The organism is Pontiella sulfatireligans (genome assembly GCF_900890705.1).
Taxonomy (GTDB): domain Bacteria; phylum Verrucomicrobiota; class Kiritimatiellia; order Kiritimatiellales; family Pontiellaceae; genus Pontiella; species Pontiella sulfatireligans.
Genome location: NZ_CAAHFH010000001.1, coordinates 2,421,060 through 2,437,067, shown reverse-complemented (window position 1 = coordinate 2,437,067; position 16,008 = coordinate 2,421,060). Strand labels below are relative to the sequence as shown.

At 53.7% G+C, this 16,008-nt stretch carries 8 protein-coding genes; all 8 read left to right on the top strand.

What is annotated here, in order from left to right:
• Nucleotides 1-97 precede the first annotated feature (97 nt).
• Nucleotides 98-3,151, top strand: a complete 3,054-nt coding sequence (locus SCARR_RS08250) for a hypothetical protein (protein WP_136061010.1) — start codon at nt 98-100, stop codon at nt 3,149-3,151.
• 149 nt (nt 3,152-3,300) lie between these two features.
• On the top strand, nt 3,301-5,205 hold the full coding sequence (locus tag SCARR_RS08245) for a right-handed parallel beta-helix repeat-containing protein (RefSeq protein WP_168433129.1): 1,905 nt from the start codon (nt 3,301-3,303) through the stop codon (nt 5,203-5,205).
• Between the two features lie 87 nt (nt 5,206-5,292).
• Nucleotides 5,293-6,606 (top strand): hypothetical protein, encoded by a 1,314-nt coding sequence (locus SCARR_RS08240; protein WP_136061008.1) that lies wholly within the window; start codon nt 5,293-5,295, stop codon nt 6,604-6,606.
• A gap of 173 nt (nt 6,607-6,779) precedes the next feature.
• Complete coding sequence (locus SCARR_RS08235; protein ID WP_136061007.1) at nt 6,780-8,483, top strand: sulfatase family protein; 1,704 nt, start codon at nt 6,780-6,782, stop codon at nt 8,481-8,483.
• 91 nt (nt 8,484-8,574) lie between these two features.
• Nucleotides 8,575-10,425, top strand: a complete 1,851-nt coding sequence (locus SCARR_RS08230; RefSeq protein WP_136061006.1) for an arylsulfatase — start codon at nt 8,575-8,577, stop codon at nt 10,423-10,425.
• 20 nt (nt 10,426-10,445) lie between these two features.
• On the top strand, nt 10,446-11,987 hold the full coding sequence (locus SCARR_RS08225) for an alpha-L-fucosidase (RefSeq protein WP_136061005.1): 1,542 nt from the start codon (nt 10,446-10,448) through the stop codon (nt 11,985-11,987).
• The gene (locus SCARR_RS08220; RefSeq protein ID WP_136061004.1) at nt 11,984-14,155 is read left to right on the top strand and encodes a right-handed parallel beta-helix repeat-containing protein; all 2,172 of its coding nucleotides are present in this window, start codon (nt 11,984-11,986) and stop codon (nt 14,153-14,155) included. Before SCARR_RS08225 ends, SCARR_RS08220 begins: the two co-directional genes overlap by 4 nt.
• A gap of 52 nt (nt 14,156-14,207) precedes the next feature.
• Nucleotides 14,208-16,007 (top strand): arylsulfatase, encoded by a 1,800-nt coding sequence (locus SCARR_RS08215; protein WP_136061003.1) that lies wholly within the window; start codon nt 14,208-14,210, stop codon nt 16,005-16,007.
• Nucleotide 16,008 lies beyond the last annotated feature (1 nt).

Genomic DNA, 16,008 nt, shown 5'->3' with positions numbered 1-16,008 from the left:
CCGGAGTGCGGCGTTTCTAAGGCGCATGAAGAAAATAACACGTGCAAGTGGAAGAGGAACCATCCGGACTGTCCGGGATCATTACACAGGAGAAAAAATGAAAAGATGGACGATAACTAAAACAACAATCGCAGCAACGCTGTTTGCCGCGACCGCCGCTCAGGCGCAAACCGTGTTCTTTAGCGATGACTTTGAAGACACAACACTGGATAAGTGGGAAAACAACATAATCCTAACCGGTACCGTGCTCTCGAATATCGATGACGGAGGCAACCGAATCGGTTCGATTGTTCATGTGTCTGGAGGCCGAACCGGCTTAGGTAATAGTAACTTGAGTGGTTTCAGCGAAACCCGGTTTGAGGCCCTGTTCAAAGTCAAGGCGCTGACGTTGCCGGCCGGTTGCGATATCGACTTGATTCTCGGTCGCGACGGTTACAGTGCAGGTACGCAGAAAACCTTTGTCCAGCAGCTTGATCCTGTGTTGACGGCCAATGTGTGGTCCGAGTTCCGGGTTATCGTGAATAATGATGCCAGTTTGGTTTTGAACTACGATGGCGGAGCCGAATCGGTTGCCACCGGCTCAGTCGATGTGTGGAAGGACGGCGTCAAAATTACGGATGATGGAGCCTTGGATGGCGCCAATGTCGCGGGTTCCCCTTCAAAATCCTTCGGCTTCATTGTTAACAAGAATGAACCCAGTGTAACGGTTCTTGTGGACGATGTGCAGATCCTCGGGTTTATCGAAGGACCGGCTAACTTTACCTCGACACCGGATACCCAACTGACGCTTAACCTAAACCATCCGGATACCGTGACCACCAACTCGATTATTACATCGTTTGTTCCTGGATCAGGCGGAACCGATGTGCAGATCACGGAGATCAATCTCACCAATTTAACCCACGCCGGCGCGTTCAGCAGTTTGACTTTCGCTCCGATCACGATGGATGCTTTTCCGTCCAACACACCGGTAGAAATTGTTTTCGACAGCAATGCGGCCAGCTTTACCGATGGATCGTCCGACAAGGCCACCGGTTCGGTTTCGATCGTATGGACGGAGCTGACAACGGGACTGTTCAGCACCAACACCATTGCCGTGGTAGGCAACTACAACAATCCTGACGTGGAACTTTTGGTCGGTCCGTTGGCCGGACTTGGCTTAAGCATACTCACGCCCGCCACTGCGGCAACCAATACCGCGACGGTCTGGTATAACGAAGGACCGGCTCACACGAATGTACAGATCACAGCCATTGCGGTTGCCAATGCATCGGCGGTCGGATTTTCAACCATTCATTCGTTACCACTGACTCTGAACGATCCAGGACCCTCGAATGCCACGTTTGAGGTTGTGTTCGATAATGCGACGGCCGGGCTGACCCACAAGCAAACGGCCTCTGCCGACATCGTGGTGACCTGGCACGAACTGGGAAGCACAAACCAGACTTCTGTCCTGCCCGTAACGGCAACGATCATCAATCCGCCGGCAGGGCCGCTGCAGTTGAGCTTCACCGGCGCGGTGGGACTGAATGCCTACAATGGCGGGGCCAATGACTTCGCTTTACAGAAGTTGAACGAATTAGGCAAATACACCAACAGCTGGAACTTTGCTTCGGGCGGCAACCAGGATACCGCTGCAGGCTATATCGAGATTAATTCAGCTCTCAACAACACCCGCGGGATCTACAATCTAATTGAGAATGGCACCGTCGGTATGGACAACGTTGGTGCCGTGGATGTCGAACCCATGACCAATGGTGTGTACCGGTATGACTTCGAATATGAAGTGAAGAATGTCGGTGCAAGCGGTTTCTGGGGCATTGAGGCTTATGCCTTGATCAATCAAGGGGCCAGCGGAACGGTGGACTATGTGGAATACGACCATGGTCATCCCGGCTTTGTTGCCATAACTCCGGCCGGACAAGGGATTGCAAGTTACGACCTGCATAGTGACGGCAACCTGGTCGGTGCAGGTAATGTTACCCGGACCAACGGTTCTGTTACGGTCAATATCACCAACGGGTATGACGCGGTCTTTACTATGTATGGTGCCGATAATGCAGATGTTCGTCTCTACGACATCAACATGGTGCGTATCGGTGATTACGAGGTGCCTGTGCCGCCGACCAGCCCGACCAATGCGGTGTTGGATGCAGCGTTTGCTGATGGTTCAACGACCAACTCCATGTATAATGAATTCGACTATGATACCAACGACGATCCTTCCAACACCTGGGTGTACTCAGCCAGTACCACCTGGGAAGGCGGATCGCTAAAGCTGCTGTCTGCTGCAAACACCAGCCGCTCGTTGGTAATTATTACGCCGGCCGGTACCGCAGGGTATGACGACGTAGGAGCTAACGACACTATCGCTCTGACTTCCGGAACCTATACGGTGTCCATGGATGTCAACTTTTCGGCCAACGACGGCGCCGGAAGCGTAACGGTATTCAGCTTTGGCGGACAGGATGCCACCGGTAATGTGAACGATGTCCGACTCGATCTGGGTGAGGGCACAAACGATGCCGTCATTGTTGAGCAAAAGCTCGTCCCGATCGTACGCGGTACGGCCTTCTTTACCGAACTGGCCCGCAAGGATTATTCCGCAAACACCATTGAAACGCTGACCTTTACCGGACTTTCCGTTCAGGAGGGCGAAGATCTGGTGATTCGCTGGAATGGTTATGCCAATGCCGACTTTTCCTTGATCGACAACGTTCAGGTGCTGCGCACCGGCGGGGCCGCCCCGGTTGGTTTCGATGCGTGGGCCGCGAGTTTCAGCCTGACGGGTGATGATGCATTGCCTGGTGCCGATGTTGAGCCGGACGGACTGGACAACCTGATGGAATATGCGCTGGGTGGCATCCCGAATGTGGACGATGCCTCCACGGTAGCGCCGAATATCACCCTGGCGTTGGACGCAGGAACCAACTGGTTCTACCACGTCTACAACGAGCGTACCGATGATCCGCGACTTAGCTATGAGCTGGTACGCAAGCTGGATCTGGTCTTAGGCGTTAGCTGGACGACCGGCGCGATCGAATATGTCGGCGAGTCGGCGGAGTCGGGCGGCTTCAAGTCGGTCACCAACCGTGCATCAACCGCAGCCAACGCGGCATTCCTCCGCTTGAATGTGGAAAAGGCAGACTAGTCCGCGAGTCGGGAAATGAACTAAATCGCCCCCTCCGGAGAGTCGGAGGGGGCTTTTTGATGTAGATGTTTTTTCCGGAATCCATCAATAAAATGGCGGGTGAGGCATTTAATATTCAGAGGCGATGCAGTGCCCAAAGAGGATTTTCAATGAAACAGCTATGCTTAATTTTACTGTGCGCGAGCGCTTGGTCTGCCCAGGCTGCCGATTTTTATGTGGCGACAAACGGGGTGGATACGGTATCCGGCGGTTCGTTTGGTGCGCCATTCGCAACAATTTCCTACGCCGCAGGCGAGATGAGTGTGGGCGATACGTGTTTGATCAGAGGTGGTGTCTATCATGATGCCGTCGTCCTGAGCGGCCCCGACAACCTTACATTTAAAGCGTATAATGGCGAAAAAGTGACGATGGATGGAACCGTTGAAATCACTGCGCCGTGGACGCCTCATTCAGGCAACATCTACAAAACGACGATCTCGCAGGATGTCTGGCAATTGTTTGCCGGCGGGGAAATGATGATGCCGGCACGCTGGCCAAACGCATTCCTGCACGACGACTCTGTATGGGATCAGCCCAACCACTGGGCGAAGATCATTTACGACGACATTGAAAAAACCATTATGCAGGACGCACCGACCGGACACTCCGATCTGGCGGGATTGGGCTTCAGCGTCAGCAATGCGATCGCCGTGCTGAACGTCGGTAGCTTTAAGACCTATGCCAGACAGATTTCGAGCCACACTGCAGGCAGCGCTTCATTTTCACTGTCGAATCCCGTATCGACCCGGAAGGCGAGCAACTACCAGTTCTATTTTCTCGAAGGGAAACTGGAGTTTCTTGACGTCGAGCGTGAGTGGTATTTTAACCAGGCCTCAAACGAACTCTATTATTGGGGCGACACCAACGCAACGATTCGAGGAAAGGTGCAGGACTATGCTTTCCACTTTACCAACTGCGACGACATTACCATCAGCGGCATCGACTTTTTTGCCACCACGGTTTATTTCAGTGGCTGCGACCGCGCTCAGGTGGAGAAGGGTGACTATAACTATCCGAGCTGCACCAAGCGCATGCTCGGTGCGCACTCAACGGCGCCGGCTGCAACCGCGTTTATTGACGGTGGAGACAACACCTTTTTCGACAACACGATGCGCTTCGCCGAAACGCAGGCCATCTACATGAACAACGGCACGGACAATCTAATTGAAAACTGCCTGTTTGAATTCATCGACTGGAGCTGCGCCGATTTGCCGAGCCTGATGGGTACGGTCTACATGCGCGGTACCGGATCGACCTACCGCGGCAACACGGCTCATACCACCGGAGCGTCGGAATTCTTTGATGTGAACGACAACCCTACCGCCGAACTAAACCTGATCTACAACATTGGGTTGGTGCAGAACGACGGGGCGGCGATCCAACTGACGGTCGGCGCGCAGCCGGATACGGTGGTGGCCTACAACTGGTTCCTCGATTCCGATAAATACGGCGCGCGCTTTGATGCTTCCACAACTCTGGGCAGCCCAACGGGAACGGATGGATTGATGCACCACAATGTCGGCTTCAACGTGAAGAGCACCATCATGCAGAAGGGCGACTTTCACGAGTGCTACAACAATACTTCGCTGGATACCGAAAACAACGGCCTCATTATTCTGGCCGATGCGGTTTCCGCCAGTTCCAACACGGTGGTGCGCAACAATGCGGCTGAAAGGCTGGGATCGACCCGCTCGGCGAGCACGCCGTTGGCCAGTGTCACGATTCATGATCACAACTGGAACGGCTACGAGAACGGTAATGCCGACCTGCGGACCCTGCTGCGCGATCCAGACAATCTAGACTTCCGGCCGATCCCTAATTCGGTGTTGGTTGATGGCGGAAGCAACGTTGTCGGCATCACGGAAGGGTATGCCGGAACCGCGCCGGACATCGGTGCCTACGAGCACGGTGCGGCCAATTATTGGATCGCCGGTCGTCAGGAAACGGAAGCCACAATGGCTGTTCCGCCTAATGGAAGCACCACAGCGAAAGCTTCGGCCTCTCTCATGTGGTAGCCGGGGCTGGACTCGATATCGAGCGATGTCTATTTGGGAACATCGTCCAACGACGTCGCTTTTGCCACAACAGCGTCTCCCGAGTTCATGACCAATCAGGTGAACAATATATTCGATCCTCTAGGGCTCTTTGCGCAGGCTTATTTCTGGCGGATCGATGAATACACTTCCACCGGAACAGTGAAAGGCAGCGTGTGGAATTTTTCGGTTCCGAGTGCGTTCGTAGCTGCACCGGCTATTGTGAATACTCCGGCAATTGATATCAGCGACTCATCGGCAACCATAGGAGGGCAAATTACAGATGGCGGAACGGGTTCCAAGGTTTGGATGTATTGGTGGCCGGATGCCGGTACAACCAACGAAGTCTACATGGGCGTGCAGGCGGGCGCATTTCAACTTCAGCTTAGTGGTCTTGAGAGTAATGTCCTCCACAACTATCGCTGTTTCGCCGAAAACAGCTACGGTTCCAATTGGACGACGGTATCCGGATTCACCACGACAAACTCCGGTAGTGAACCGCCGTCTATTTGGACAGAGCTGACCTACGATGATTTCGAGTCCGGTTTCGGCAACTACACCGATGGTGGTGCCAACTGCTTTCTTTATACCGGCGGAACGTATGCTCATCAGGAAAACAATGCGGTAAATATTGAACGCTTCGGGGAAGCAGGTTCCTTCTATCTGACCAATCCAATAGACCTGCATACGCTGGACTACACACAGATTAAGATCGAATTCTGGTTCTATGCCGTCAGCATGGATCCCACCGAAGACTTCTTTGTCGAATATCACGATGGCAGTACATGGCAGCGGGTTGCTACCTATGCCCGCCCGGACTTTAACAACGGGCAGTTTTACTTTAAGGAAATTCTCATTGAAGAAACCGGCTACACCTTCCCGGCCAACATGAATGTTCGTTTTATCTGTGATGCCAGCGGTGGAGGTGACGATGTCTACATCGACGAGGTCCGCATTTCGGGACTGGCCCCGCAGGTAGAACTTTCGCCGTACAACGAATGGTTGGTTGAATTTAATTTATCAGAAACCAATATCCTGGCCGATTCAGATTTCGACGGCATGAACAACCTGGTGGAATACGGACTGGGTGGCAACCCGACCAACATCGATGCTCCCATCGTGCTTCCAACCTCTGGAATTGATGCGGACACCGGAATGAATTGGCTGGAGTATGTCTATCGCCGCCGCACGGATGCCGCGGTGCGCGGGCTGGAGTACCGTGTCGAGGCCGGCACCAACCTGGTTGAAGGCGTCTGGTTGACTAATGATGTCCAGGAGGTTGCGAGCGGGTTGATCGATGCGGGTTTCGAATCCGTCACCAACCGGTTGGATATCGGGCTGGACAGTGAGTCCTTCATACGGCTCCGCATCCAGCAAAACTAATAAATTATAGATGTTGAAAGGCTCCATCCGGGGAACCGGGTGGAGTTTTTTATTACTAATCAGGCATCGTAGGGGTATTCTTTTTGAGAAAAACCTGCGCAGGGGACGTTTGTTTAATGAGATTGAACCAGCGCATGCGTGGTGCTGGTTTTCAGAAGCTGAACAGGAAAAATATGAAGAAAAACTATTTATGGGTGGCACTGGGGCTGGCGGCAACATTGGCTACGGCTGTAAATGCATCCAAACCCAACATTCTTTTTGTGATGTCCGACGACCATACCTCGCAGGCGGTCGGCGTATATGGAAGCCGGTTGGCGAAGCTGAACCCGACGCCGACCATCGACTCGATTGCAAAAGAAGGCATTGTGATGGAAAACGCGTTTTGCCATAACGCCATCTGCACGCCGAGCCGAGCCTGCATTATGACGGGGCAATACAGCGCGATTAACGGCTGTCCAACCCTGAACGATTCGCTTCCTGCAGAACGCCAGTATCTGTCGATGGAGATGAAAAAGGCGGGCTATCAGACGGCTGTGATCGGTAAGTGGCACCTCCACGATCTTCCGTCTTCCTTCGACTACTACAAAGTGCTGCAGGGGCAGGGAGACTACTTTGATCCCTTCTTTTATGAAACGGGAGCCACCGGGGACGTTAAGCGCCAGATGAAATGGGGCAGCAAACCCTGGACGACTTTCAAAGGCGCTGTGGAAATGAAGGGGCACTCGACCGACTGCATCGCAGACTCCGCGCTGGAATGGTTCAAGGAAAAGCGTGATCCGGAACAGCCGTTTTTCCTAAAGCTGCATTTCAAGGCGCCGCACGACTATTTTGAATATGCCCCGCGCTATGAATCCTATCTGGCCGAGGTCGAAATTCCAGAGGCGGCCAATATGTGGGATCGGAAAAAGAACGGCTCCATCGCAACGCGCGGCGTCAACGACGAGCTGTTGCCATACATTGGAACATCCGTCGGACGCCGCAACCTGCGCCGCAATTATGCCGAAGACAAAAACACCCCGTGGGCGGATCAAATGGATCTCTCGAAAAGCGACGACGAGGTTAAGCGCCAAGCCTACCAACTCTATATGAAGGCCTATTTGCGCTGCGTAAAGGGCGTCGACGACAACCTCAAGCGTGTGATCGACTATCTAAAGGCCGAAGGCCTCTACGACAATACCGTCATTATGTACACCGGCGATCAGGGCTTTTATCTCGGCGAACATGATTATATCGACAAGCGCTGGGGCTATGAGGAAGCGATGCGCATGCCGTTCATCGTCCGCTATCCAAAATCCATCAAGGCCAACACCCGCAGCGATGCGATAGTCGAGAACGTTGACTATGCTCCCACTATGTTGGACTTCGCGGGCGTGCCGACGCCGGACTATATGCAGGGGCGTAGCTTCAAGCCGATCATTGAATCCGGCAAGGAGCCTGACGATTGGAAAAAAGCGGCCTATTACCACTACCAGATGCATATGGCGCACCACGACAACCCGGGCCATATCGCCATCCGCACCAAGCGTTATAAGTTAATCTTTTTCTATGGAACACCGATGGACAGCGGAACGCCTGATACGCCGCCGGCATGGGAACTCTACGACCTGAAGATGGATCCTTCCGAAGACAACAATATCTACGATAATCCTGAATATGCCGGCATCGTCGCTGAGCTGAAAGACGAGCTGAAAACACTGCGCAAAGAATACAAAGTGGACGGCCCGGAGTTCGCCTACAACAAGGCCATCAACGACTATTGGGACTATGATGAAGAAGACCGTGCGAAGGCGGAAGCCATATCGCACTCGGTTATCGAAAAACACAAGAATGGTACATGGACGCATAACGTGAAGAAACAGCCGAAGAAAAAGAAGTAGGATGGAATTCCAATTCCGTCCATGCGCATGCCGAGCCTATGGCTTTGCTGCCGGGAAATAGGCTGGAGACTCATTCTACGTATAGGGAACTATGAATAAACAAATTCTTGCAGGTGCAGTCTTGGGGATGGTGGCCAGTATTTCTTTGGCATCGAGGCCGAATGTGGTGCTTGTGATCACCGACGACCAAGGTTATGGCGATCTGGGGTGCAACGGAAACTCTGTAATCCAGACGCCGAATATCGACAAACTGCGCTCGCAGGGCATCCAGCTCGATAACTACCATGTTGACCCCACCTGTGCGCCGACCCGTTCGGCGCTGATGACCGGCCGCTATTCCGACCGCGTCGGTGTCTGGCATACGGTGCAGGGGCGCAACATGCTCCGCGAGCGCGAAGTCACCATGGCCGACGTGTTCGGGCAGAATGGATACTCGACGGGCATCTTCGGCAAATGGCACCTCGGCGATTGCTATCCCTACCGCCCGGAAGACCGCGGTTTCCAGACCACGGTCTACCACGGTGCCGGCGGCGTGGCCCAAGCGCCGGACTATTGGGGCAACGACTATTTCGACGACACCTACATCAAGAACGGAAAGCCGACCCGCTTCAAGGGCTTCTGCACCGATGTTTGGTTCGACGAGGGATTGGCCTTCATCGAGCAGAACGCGAAGAAGGGCAAGCCGTTCTTTGCCTACATTGCCCCGAATGCGCCGCACGGGCCGTTCTATTGCCCGGAGAAATACACCAAGCCCTATGAAAACAATCCGGGCGTTTCCAAGACCGAGTTCTATGGCATGGTCACCAACATCGACGACAACATGGCGCGCCTGATGAAACAGCTCGACGAACTCGGTATTGCCGACAACACCATCCTGGTTTTTACAACGGATAACGGAACGTCCGGCGGCCTCTTTCAAGGGCGCGGCTACAACGCCGGCATGCGCGGGCAGAAAAACTCGGAATACGACGGCGGGCACCGCGTTCCGTTTATCGTCCGTTGGCCTGACGGCAAGCTGGAGGCCGGCAAGAGCGTAAAACGCCTCACGGCGCATCTCGACATCCTTCCGACCTTTATCGACCTCTGCGGGCTCAGCGCCCCGGAAATTGAGTTCGACGGAACCAGCCTTCGCGACCTGCTTTATTCTGACGGGAAGAGCTGGTCAGATAGGGCGTTGGTGGTGGAGTCGCAGCGTGTGGTCGACCCCGTCAAGTGGCGCAAGTGCGCCGTGATGAGCGACCGCTGGCGCTTGGTGAATGGCGAGGAATTGTACGATCTATCGAACGATCCTTCGCAGCAAAGCGATGTAAAAGGAAAGCACCCCGAAGTATTTGAACGGCTGCGCGGTGAATATGAAACCTTCTGGAAAGATGTCTCCAGCGAACATAACCTGACCAGCTATATGAAAGTCGGTTCGGATGAATCCCCCGTGGTTGCGCTTTCCTCGCACGACTGGCTGGTGGCTAATGTTCCATGGTACCAACCGCACATCATGCATGGTGCCATGGCCAAGCCGGCGCACTGGGCAGTCGAAGTGGATCATGATGGCATCTACGAAATTTCACTACGTCGCTGGCCGGTCGAGGCCGACAAGCCGATTAACGATGCCAACGGCTACAAAGGGTTCGACTTCAAGCGGGCGCGCATGCGTATTGCCGGTATCGACGAAACCATGGAGATTCCGCCGGGGGCGAAGGAGGTCACGTTCCGCGTAAACCTGAAGAAGGGCGTGACCGAGCTATCGCCGCTGTTTATCGGTGGTGGCAAGGAGGCCACGCCGTACTATGTTTACGTGACGCACAAACCAAAATCCGGTTGGCAAACCCCGGAAGGCATGGGGATCCCGATCTATGATCCGTCCTATGGTCGCGTGCCTCCGCAAAGGCTTGATCAGGATCATCCCACGCGTAAGTGGGAACCGAAGCCCGGTAAGAACCAATAGTTTTTTATGGAGATATAAATATGAAAAAAACAATTCTAACAACCCTGCTACTGTCCGTTGCTGCCGCAGCGTTCGCAGTAGATAAAAAATATGAGCCGACATGGGAGTCGCTTGATTCCCGCGAAACCCCGCAATGGTTTCCGGATGCCAAGTTCGGTATCTTTATCCACTGGGGCCTCTATTCTGTTCCGGCCTTTGCGCCGCGCGGCACTTATGCGGAATGGTACTGGCACGCCAAGGACGGCGACCAGTCCGGCAAGCATGCCGCGGCAGTCGGGCGCGCCGACGCCACCCAGAAATTCCATAACCGGGTTTATGGCGAAGACGTTCCGTATTCCGACTTCAGGGATCAGTTTACCTGCGAAATGTTTGAGCCGGAGCATTGGGCCAAGGTATTCAAGCGCAGCGGCGCCAAATATGTTGTGCTGACTTCAAAGCATCACGACGGCTACTGCCTGTGGCCGAGCAAGGAAGCGTCGGAAAGCTTCGGCATGGCGTGGAACTCGGTCGATTCAGGACCGAAGCGCGATCTGGTCGGCGACCTGACCAAGGCCGTGCGCGCCGAGGGCGGCATCAAAATGGGGCTCTACTATTCCATCTGGGATTGGTTCAACCCCTACTGGCCGGAAGCGGAACAGCCGACCACCGGCCCGAAGCGGAAAATGAATCTACCGGAAGAAGGGCGCAAAAAATATATTGATGAAGTCATGGTTCCTCAGATTAAGGATATTGTGAATCGCTATGAACCGGCGGTCATTTTTTCCGATGGCGACTGGTGGATGGATGATGAAAAGTGGGGAACGAAACCGGCGCTGGCCTGGTTGTTCAACAACGCACCCAATAAAGATGAAGTCGTCATCAACGACCGCTGGGGCAAGGTTCGCAAGAAACACGGCGGTTATTTTACAACCGAATATGGTTCGGGCTTCGCTGACCCTTCTGTCCTATGGGAAGAAAACCGCGGTATCGGAAAATCCTTCGGCTACAGCCGGGTTGAAACTTTCGATGACTACAATACCGGCGAACTCCTGATCTACATGCTGTGCGATATCGTATCGCGCGGCGGAAACTTTCTATTGGATATCGGCCCGACGGCTGACGGCCGCATTCCGATCGTGATGGAAGACCGCCTGATCCAGATCGGCGAATGGCTCGAAGTCAACGGGGAAGCGATCTACGGCACCCGTCGTTGGAAAAAGGATTGCCAGTGGAGTAAAGGCGAAATCCGCGAATACACCAAAGAGGAATTCCATAAGGGCATTCCGGATCCCATTATTGAAATGGCGAAATATCCCAAAGCAGGTCAGGCCCGTAAGGAATGCTACTTTACCACCAAAGGCGACACGGTCTATGCAATGATCACCGAGCTGCCGGATAACGGAGAATTCGAGATCGCGGATATCGAGTTAAGCAAAGATTCCAAGGTGACCATGCTGGGTGTTAAGGGAGAGCTGGAGTGGGAAAAGGAAGACAATGGCATCGAAGTAGAGTTGCCGCGTCTGAATCCAAGTAAGCTGCCCTGTCAGCATGTATTTACACTGAAGATCACCAATATTAAATGAATTCAGTTCTGATCATCTGTCTGTTCTCTGCGATCTCCGCTATGGCGGATACGGTCGTTGAGGTTTCGCTGGAAGGGAAGTTCCAATCCTTGGAAGCCGCTCGGAATGAAGTTCGCCGCTTGAAAAAATCCGGGGAACAGCCACCCTTTAAAGTAGTGGTGCGGGAGGGCGACTATGTCATGGAAAAAGGGCTGTTTCTGGGAAAGCCGGATGCAGACCTGAGTTTCTGCGCAGCGCCGGGCGAGACGCCTCGCTTTTTTGGCGGTAGGATTATCGACCCTGTATGGTTTAAACCGGTGGCTGATCGTGATTTCCTTTCCCGGTTAGTAGATCGGGGAGCGGGTAAAAGAATCCGTGTGGTTGATCTCAAAAAACACGGCATCACGGACTACGGGATGATTACCCGCCACGGATGGAGCATGGAGCCGGAGGATCGTATTCCTCCGGCAAGCTTGAATGTCGGCGGGCAGCGCATGACCCTTTCGCGCTGGCCGAACAAAAGCGAAGAGAGTCCGTATATGGTCTATCAGCATTATCTTCCCGAGGACCGCCCGCTGAAGGGGTATGAGCTGAAGGTTCAGGCTATTATCGAAAAGATTAAACAACCCGGTGATGTGACGCTGGCCAAGGTGGTAGACCCCGGCGAGAAGTTTAGAGATGGCGGGGAGAAAGGCGGTACGTTCGAGGTTGCGTTCGATCGGATGAAATATTGGAACGATATCGATAATATATTTCTCGATGGCGTGCTCGGATCAACATGGGAGTGGACCTACAACCAGCTGGCTTCCGTGGACGTCGCGAAAAAACAGATTACCTTAAAGTATCCAGAGCTCGGCGGCGTCGCGCAGGGGGATTCGGTCCGCCTTCCTCATTTCTATTTTGAAAACATCCCCGAAGAAATTGATCAGCCCGGCGAATATTATATCGATCGCCAAAAAGGGCTGCTCTATCTCTATCCGCCGAAAGAACGCGGGGTGATTGTATTGTCCTCACTGGCCGAACCGATGGTGAGTATTTCCAATGGTCGGAATATCCGTTTCCAGGGATTGGAACTCGATACCGGCCGGCATCTGGGATTTAGAATCAGCAAAAGCAGCCACGTTGTAGTTGATCAGTGCCGGATTGCCAATTTTACGGGAGGCGGAGTGGAAGCGGACGGGCACAATATTAGCATTATTAATAGCCATATCCATGGTATGGGCGGATTCGGTGTTTCGCTGAACGGCGGAAACACAACGACTCTTGATCCGGCAAACAACGAAGTGGTGAACTGCCATATTCACGATTTTGGCTGGGAACAGAAATCGCAGTTGCCGGGGGTAATGATTGACGGCGTCGGGCAGCGCGTGGCGAACTGCGAGATTCACGACGGGCCGCACTTTGCCATTCGCGTGAAAGGCAAGAATGACATCCTCATTGAAAACAATGAGGTTTATGATCTTCCGAAATACCATAAGCTGGATGGCGGTTCCCTGTATGTCTATACCGGCCCCCGGGCGGAGTCGCGCGGCATTGTGATCCGCGGGAACTATTTTCACGACATTCCGACCATAGGCGTCTACCCGGACAATTTTGCATGGGGCGTGGAAATTTCGCACAACCTGTTCCGGAATGTCGGGGTAAAGACGGGGCGTCCTCCAATCAATTGCAACGGCGGCGGAGAGTGCCGCACGTTTAACAATATGATGGTGGACTGCATTTCTCTCTATCAGCAGGGAGCACGCCCGAAGGATGAGCGCTGGTTTGTTTCCTGGAACCGAACGCTTGAAAAATTCGGGGACGGAAAAGTGGAAGACACTCCCTACCGCAAATACGACGATTTTAAGGAATGGCTTAAAAAGGAGGATCAGGACGATTTCTTCCGGCCGCGCAGCGATATCTGGAACAACGTGCTCTACCACCCGAACCACGAGGTTTATGTGGATCCCAGTTCCTTAAAGATGAAGAAAGGGGTGCTGAACCGCAAAAAAACAGAAGCGGGTGTTACGGATCATTCCGGGAAACTGCATTCCAGAAACAACTGGGTAACCATTGAAGATCCGGGATTCGTGGATTATGCCTCCGGGGATTTTAATCTTCGGGCCGATGCTCCTGTTTATTCAACGGTCAAGGACTTCGAACCGATTCCTTTCGAACGTATGGGGCTGCAGGAATATCCGGTGCAATAGTTGCACGTAACACTAGACCACCTTCACTAAGTTGGCAGTAAAGGGCGATCCCATGAAACGCAGAGAAATTTTATTTGCAGCGGGTGCTGCCTCCCTGGTGCCGGTCTGGGCGCAGGGGCATAAACAGCCGAATGTGATCCTGGTCCTGACCGATGACCAAGGCTATGGCGATATGTCGTGCCACGGCAATCCATTCCTGAAAACGCCGAATATCGACAAGCTGCATGCGCAGAGCGTGCGATTGACCGATTTTCACGTCGACCCCATGTGCGCACCGACGCGCGCGGCGCTGATGACCGGGCGCTATTCCGCCCGCACCGGCGTCTGGAGCACGCTGAACGGTTGTTATATTCCGCGACGCGAGGAAATCACGATGGGGCACATGTTTGCCAACGGAGGTTACGGCACGGCCATGTTTGGAAAATGGCATCTAGGCGATTCGTATCCCTATGGAGCGGAGCACCGCGGTTTCCAGCATGTGGTCCGCCACGGTGCCGGCGTGGTGGGTGAGATTCCCGATGCCTGGAACAATAACTACTACGACGACACCTATCTCAAGAACGGCAAGTGGACAAAGTTCAACGGCTTCTGCACGGATGTCTGGTTCGACGAATGCATGGACTATGTGAAGTCGCATAAGGGCAAGCCGTTCTTTTGCTATCTCGCCGCCAACGCGCCGCACGGGCCGTTCAATTCGCACGAGAAATATTTCAAACCCTATCTCGAAATGGGCATTCCCGAAAAGCGCGCGCGCTTCTATGGACTCATTGCTAACATCGATGAAAACGTCGGGCGATTGATGGCGTTCCTGGAAAAGGAAAATCTGACCGAAGACACCATCCTGATCTTTATGGGCGACAACGGCACGGCGATGGGGGCGGGCGTCCGCGGTAACGGACTGGTGACAGACGGATACAATGCGGGTATGCGCGGCAAGAAAACCATGCCCTATGAAGGGGGGCACCGAAATGCCTGTTTCGTGCGCTATCCGTCGGCCGGTATCCAGGGTGGCCGGGACGTTCCGGGACTTGCGGCGCATTTTGATCTGATGCCCACTCTTGCTGATTTGTGTGATCTTCCAATGTCTGGAAGAAAGCTCGATGGCATCAGTCTGGCGCCGTCGCTGAAGGGCAACGAAAGGAAATGTCCTGAACGCACGCTGATCGTTCACAACATGCAGTTGGTTGAGCCGCATAAATACAAGGATTTCGCCGTCATGACCAGCCGCTGGCGGCTTGTGAATCGCGGGCTCAGTCTGTCGGCACAGCTGTTCGACATCAAAGCAGATCCCGGCCAAACGACGGATGTGGCCTCTACCCATCCGGAGGTCTACGAGCGACTAATGGGCGAATACGAAAAATGGTGGGAGGACATGACTCCGAATTTTAAGAATGTCAGCCATCAGGTGTTTGGATCGAAGCAGGAAAACCCCGTGTTGCTGACGTGTCATAGCTGGCGGACGCCGAGCAAGGAAAAGTCGTACAACCAGCTGCACGTCCGGCAGGGCATTGCCATCAACGATGCGTACTGGCCGGTTGAAGTGGCGAGTGAAGGACGCTACCGAATCGAACTCCGCCGTTGGCCCCGCGAGGCCGATGTTCCAATTGCGGGAAGTGTGCCGGCGTTGGAAGAGCCGTTCTGTGATCCATTACCGGAAGGCCGGGTCTATCCTGTCACGCATGCTCGTCTGGTGGTGCAGGACGTTGATCAAACCATTAAGGTACATAAAGGCGATAAGGCCGCTGTATTTGAGGTGCCGCTGAATAAAGGACAGACGAAACTGCAAACCTGGTTTACATTCGATGGCGCTCAGACGATCGGTGCCTACTATGTGTACGTAGAAAAGCTCTAGA

Excerpts from the sequence above, each read along its gene's own strand:
- SCARR_RS08250 (WP_136061010.1), top strand. The coding sequence starts at position 98 with ATGAAAAGATGGACGATAACTAAAACAACAATCGCAGCAACGCTGTTT.
- SCARR_RS08245 (WP_168433129.1), top strand. The coding sequence starts at position 3,301 with ATGAAACAGCTATGCTTAATTTTACTGTGCGCGAGCGCTTGGTCTGCC.
- SCARR_RS08240 (WP_136061008.1), top strand. The coding sequence starts at position 5,293 with ATGACCAATCAGGTGAACAATATATTCGATCCTCTAGGGCTCTTTGCG.
- SCARR_RS08235 (WP_136061007.1), top strand. The coding sequence starts at position 6,780 with ATGAAGAAAAACTATTTATGGGTGGCACTGGGGCTGGCGGCAACATTG.
- SCARR_RS08230 (WP_136061006.1), top strand. The coding sequence starts at position 8,575 with ATGAATAAACAAATTCTTGCAGGTGCAGTCTTGGGGATGGTGGCCAGT.
- SCARR_RS08225 (WP_136061005.1), top strand. The coding sequence starts at position 10,446 with ATGAAAAAAACAATTCTAACAACCCTGCTACTGTCCGTTGCTGCCGCA.
- SCARR_RS08220 (WP_136061004.1), top strand. The coding sequence starts at position 11,984 with ATGAATTCAGTTCTGATCATCTGTCTGTTCTCTGCGATCTCCGCTATG.
- SCARR_RS08215 (WP_136061003.1), top strand. The coding sequence starts at position 14,208 with ATGAAACGCAGAGAAATTTTATTTGCAGCGGGTGCTGCCTCCCTGGTG.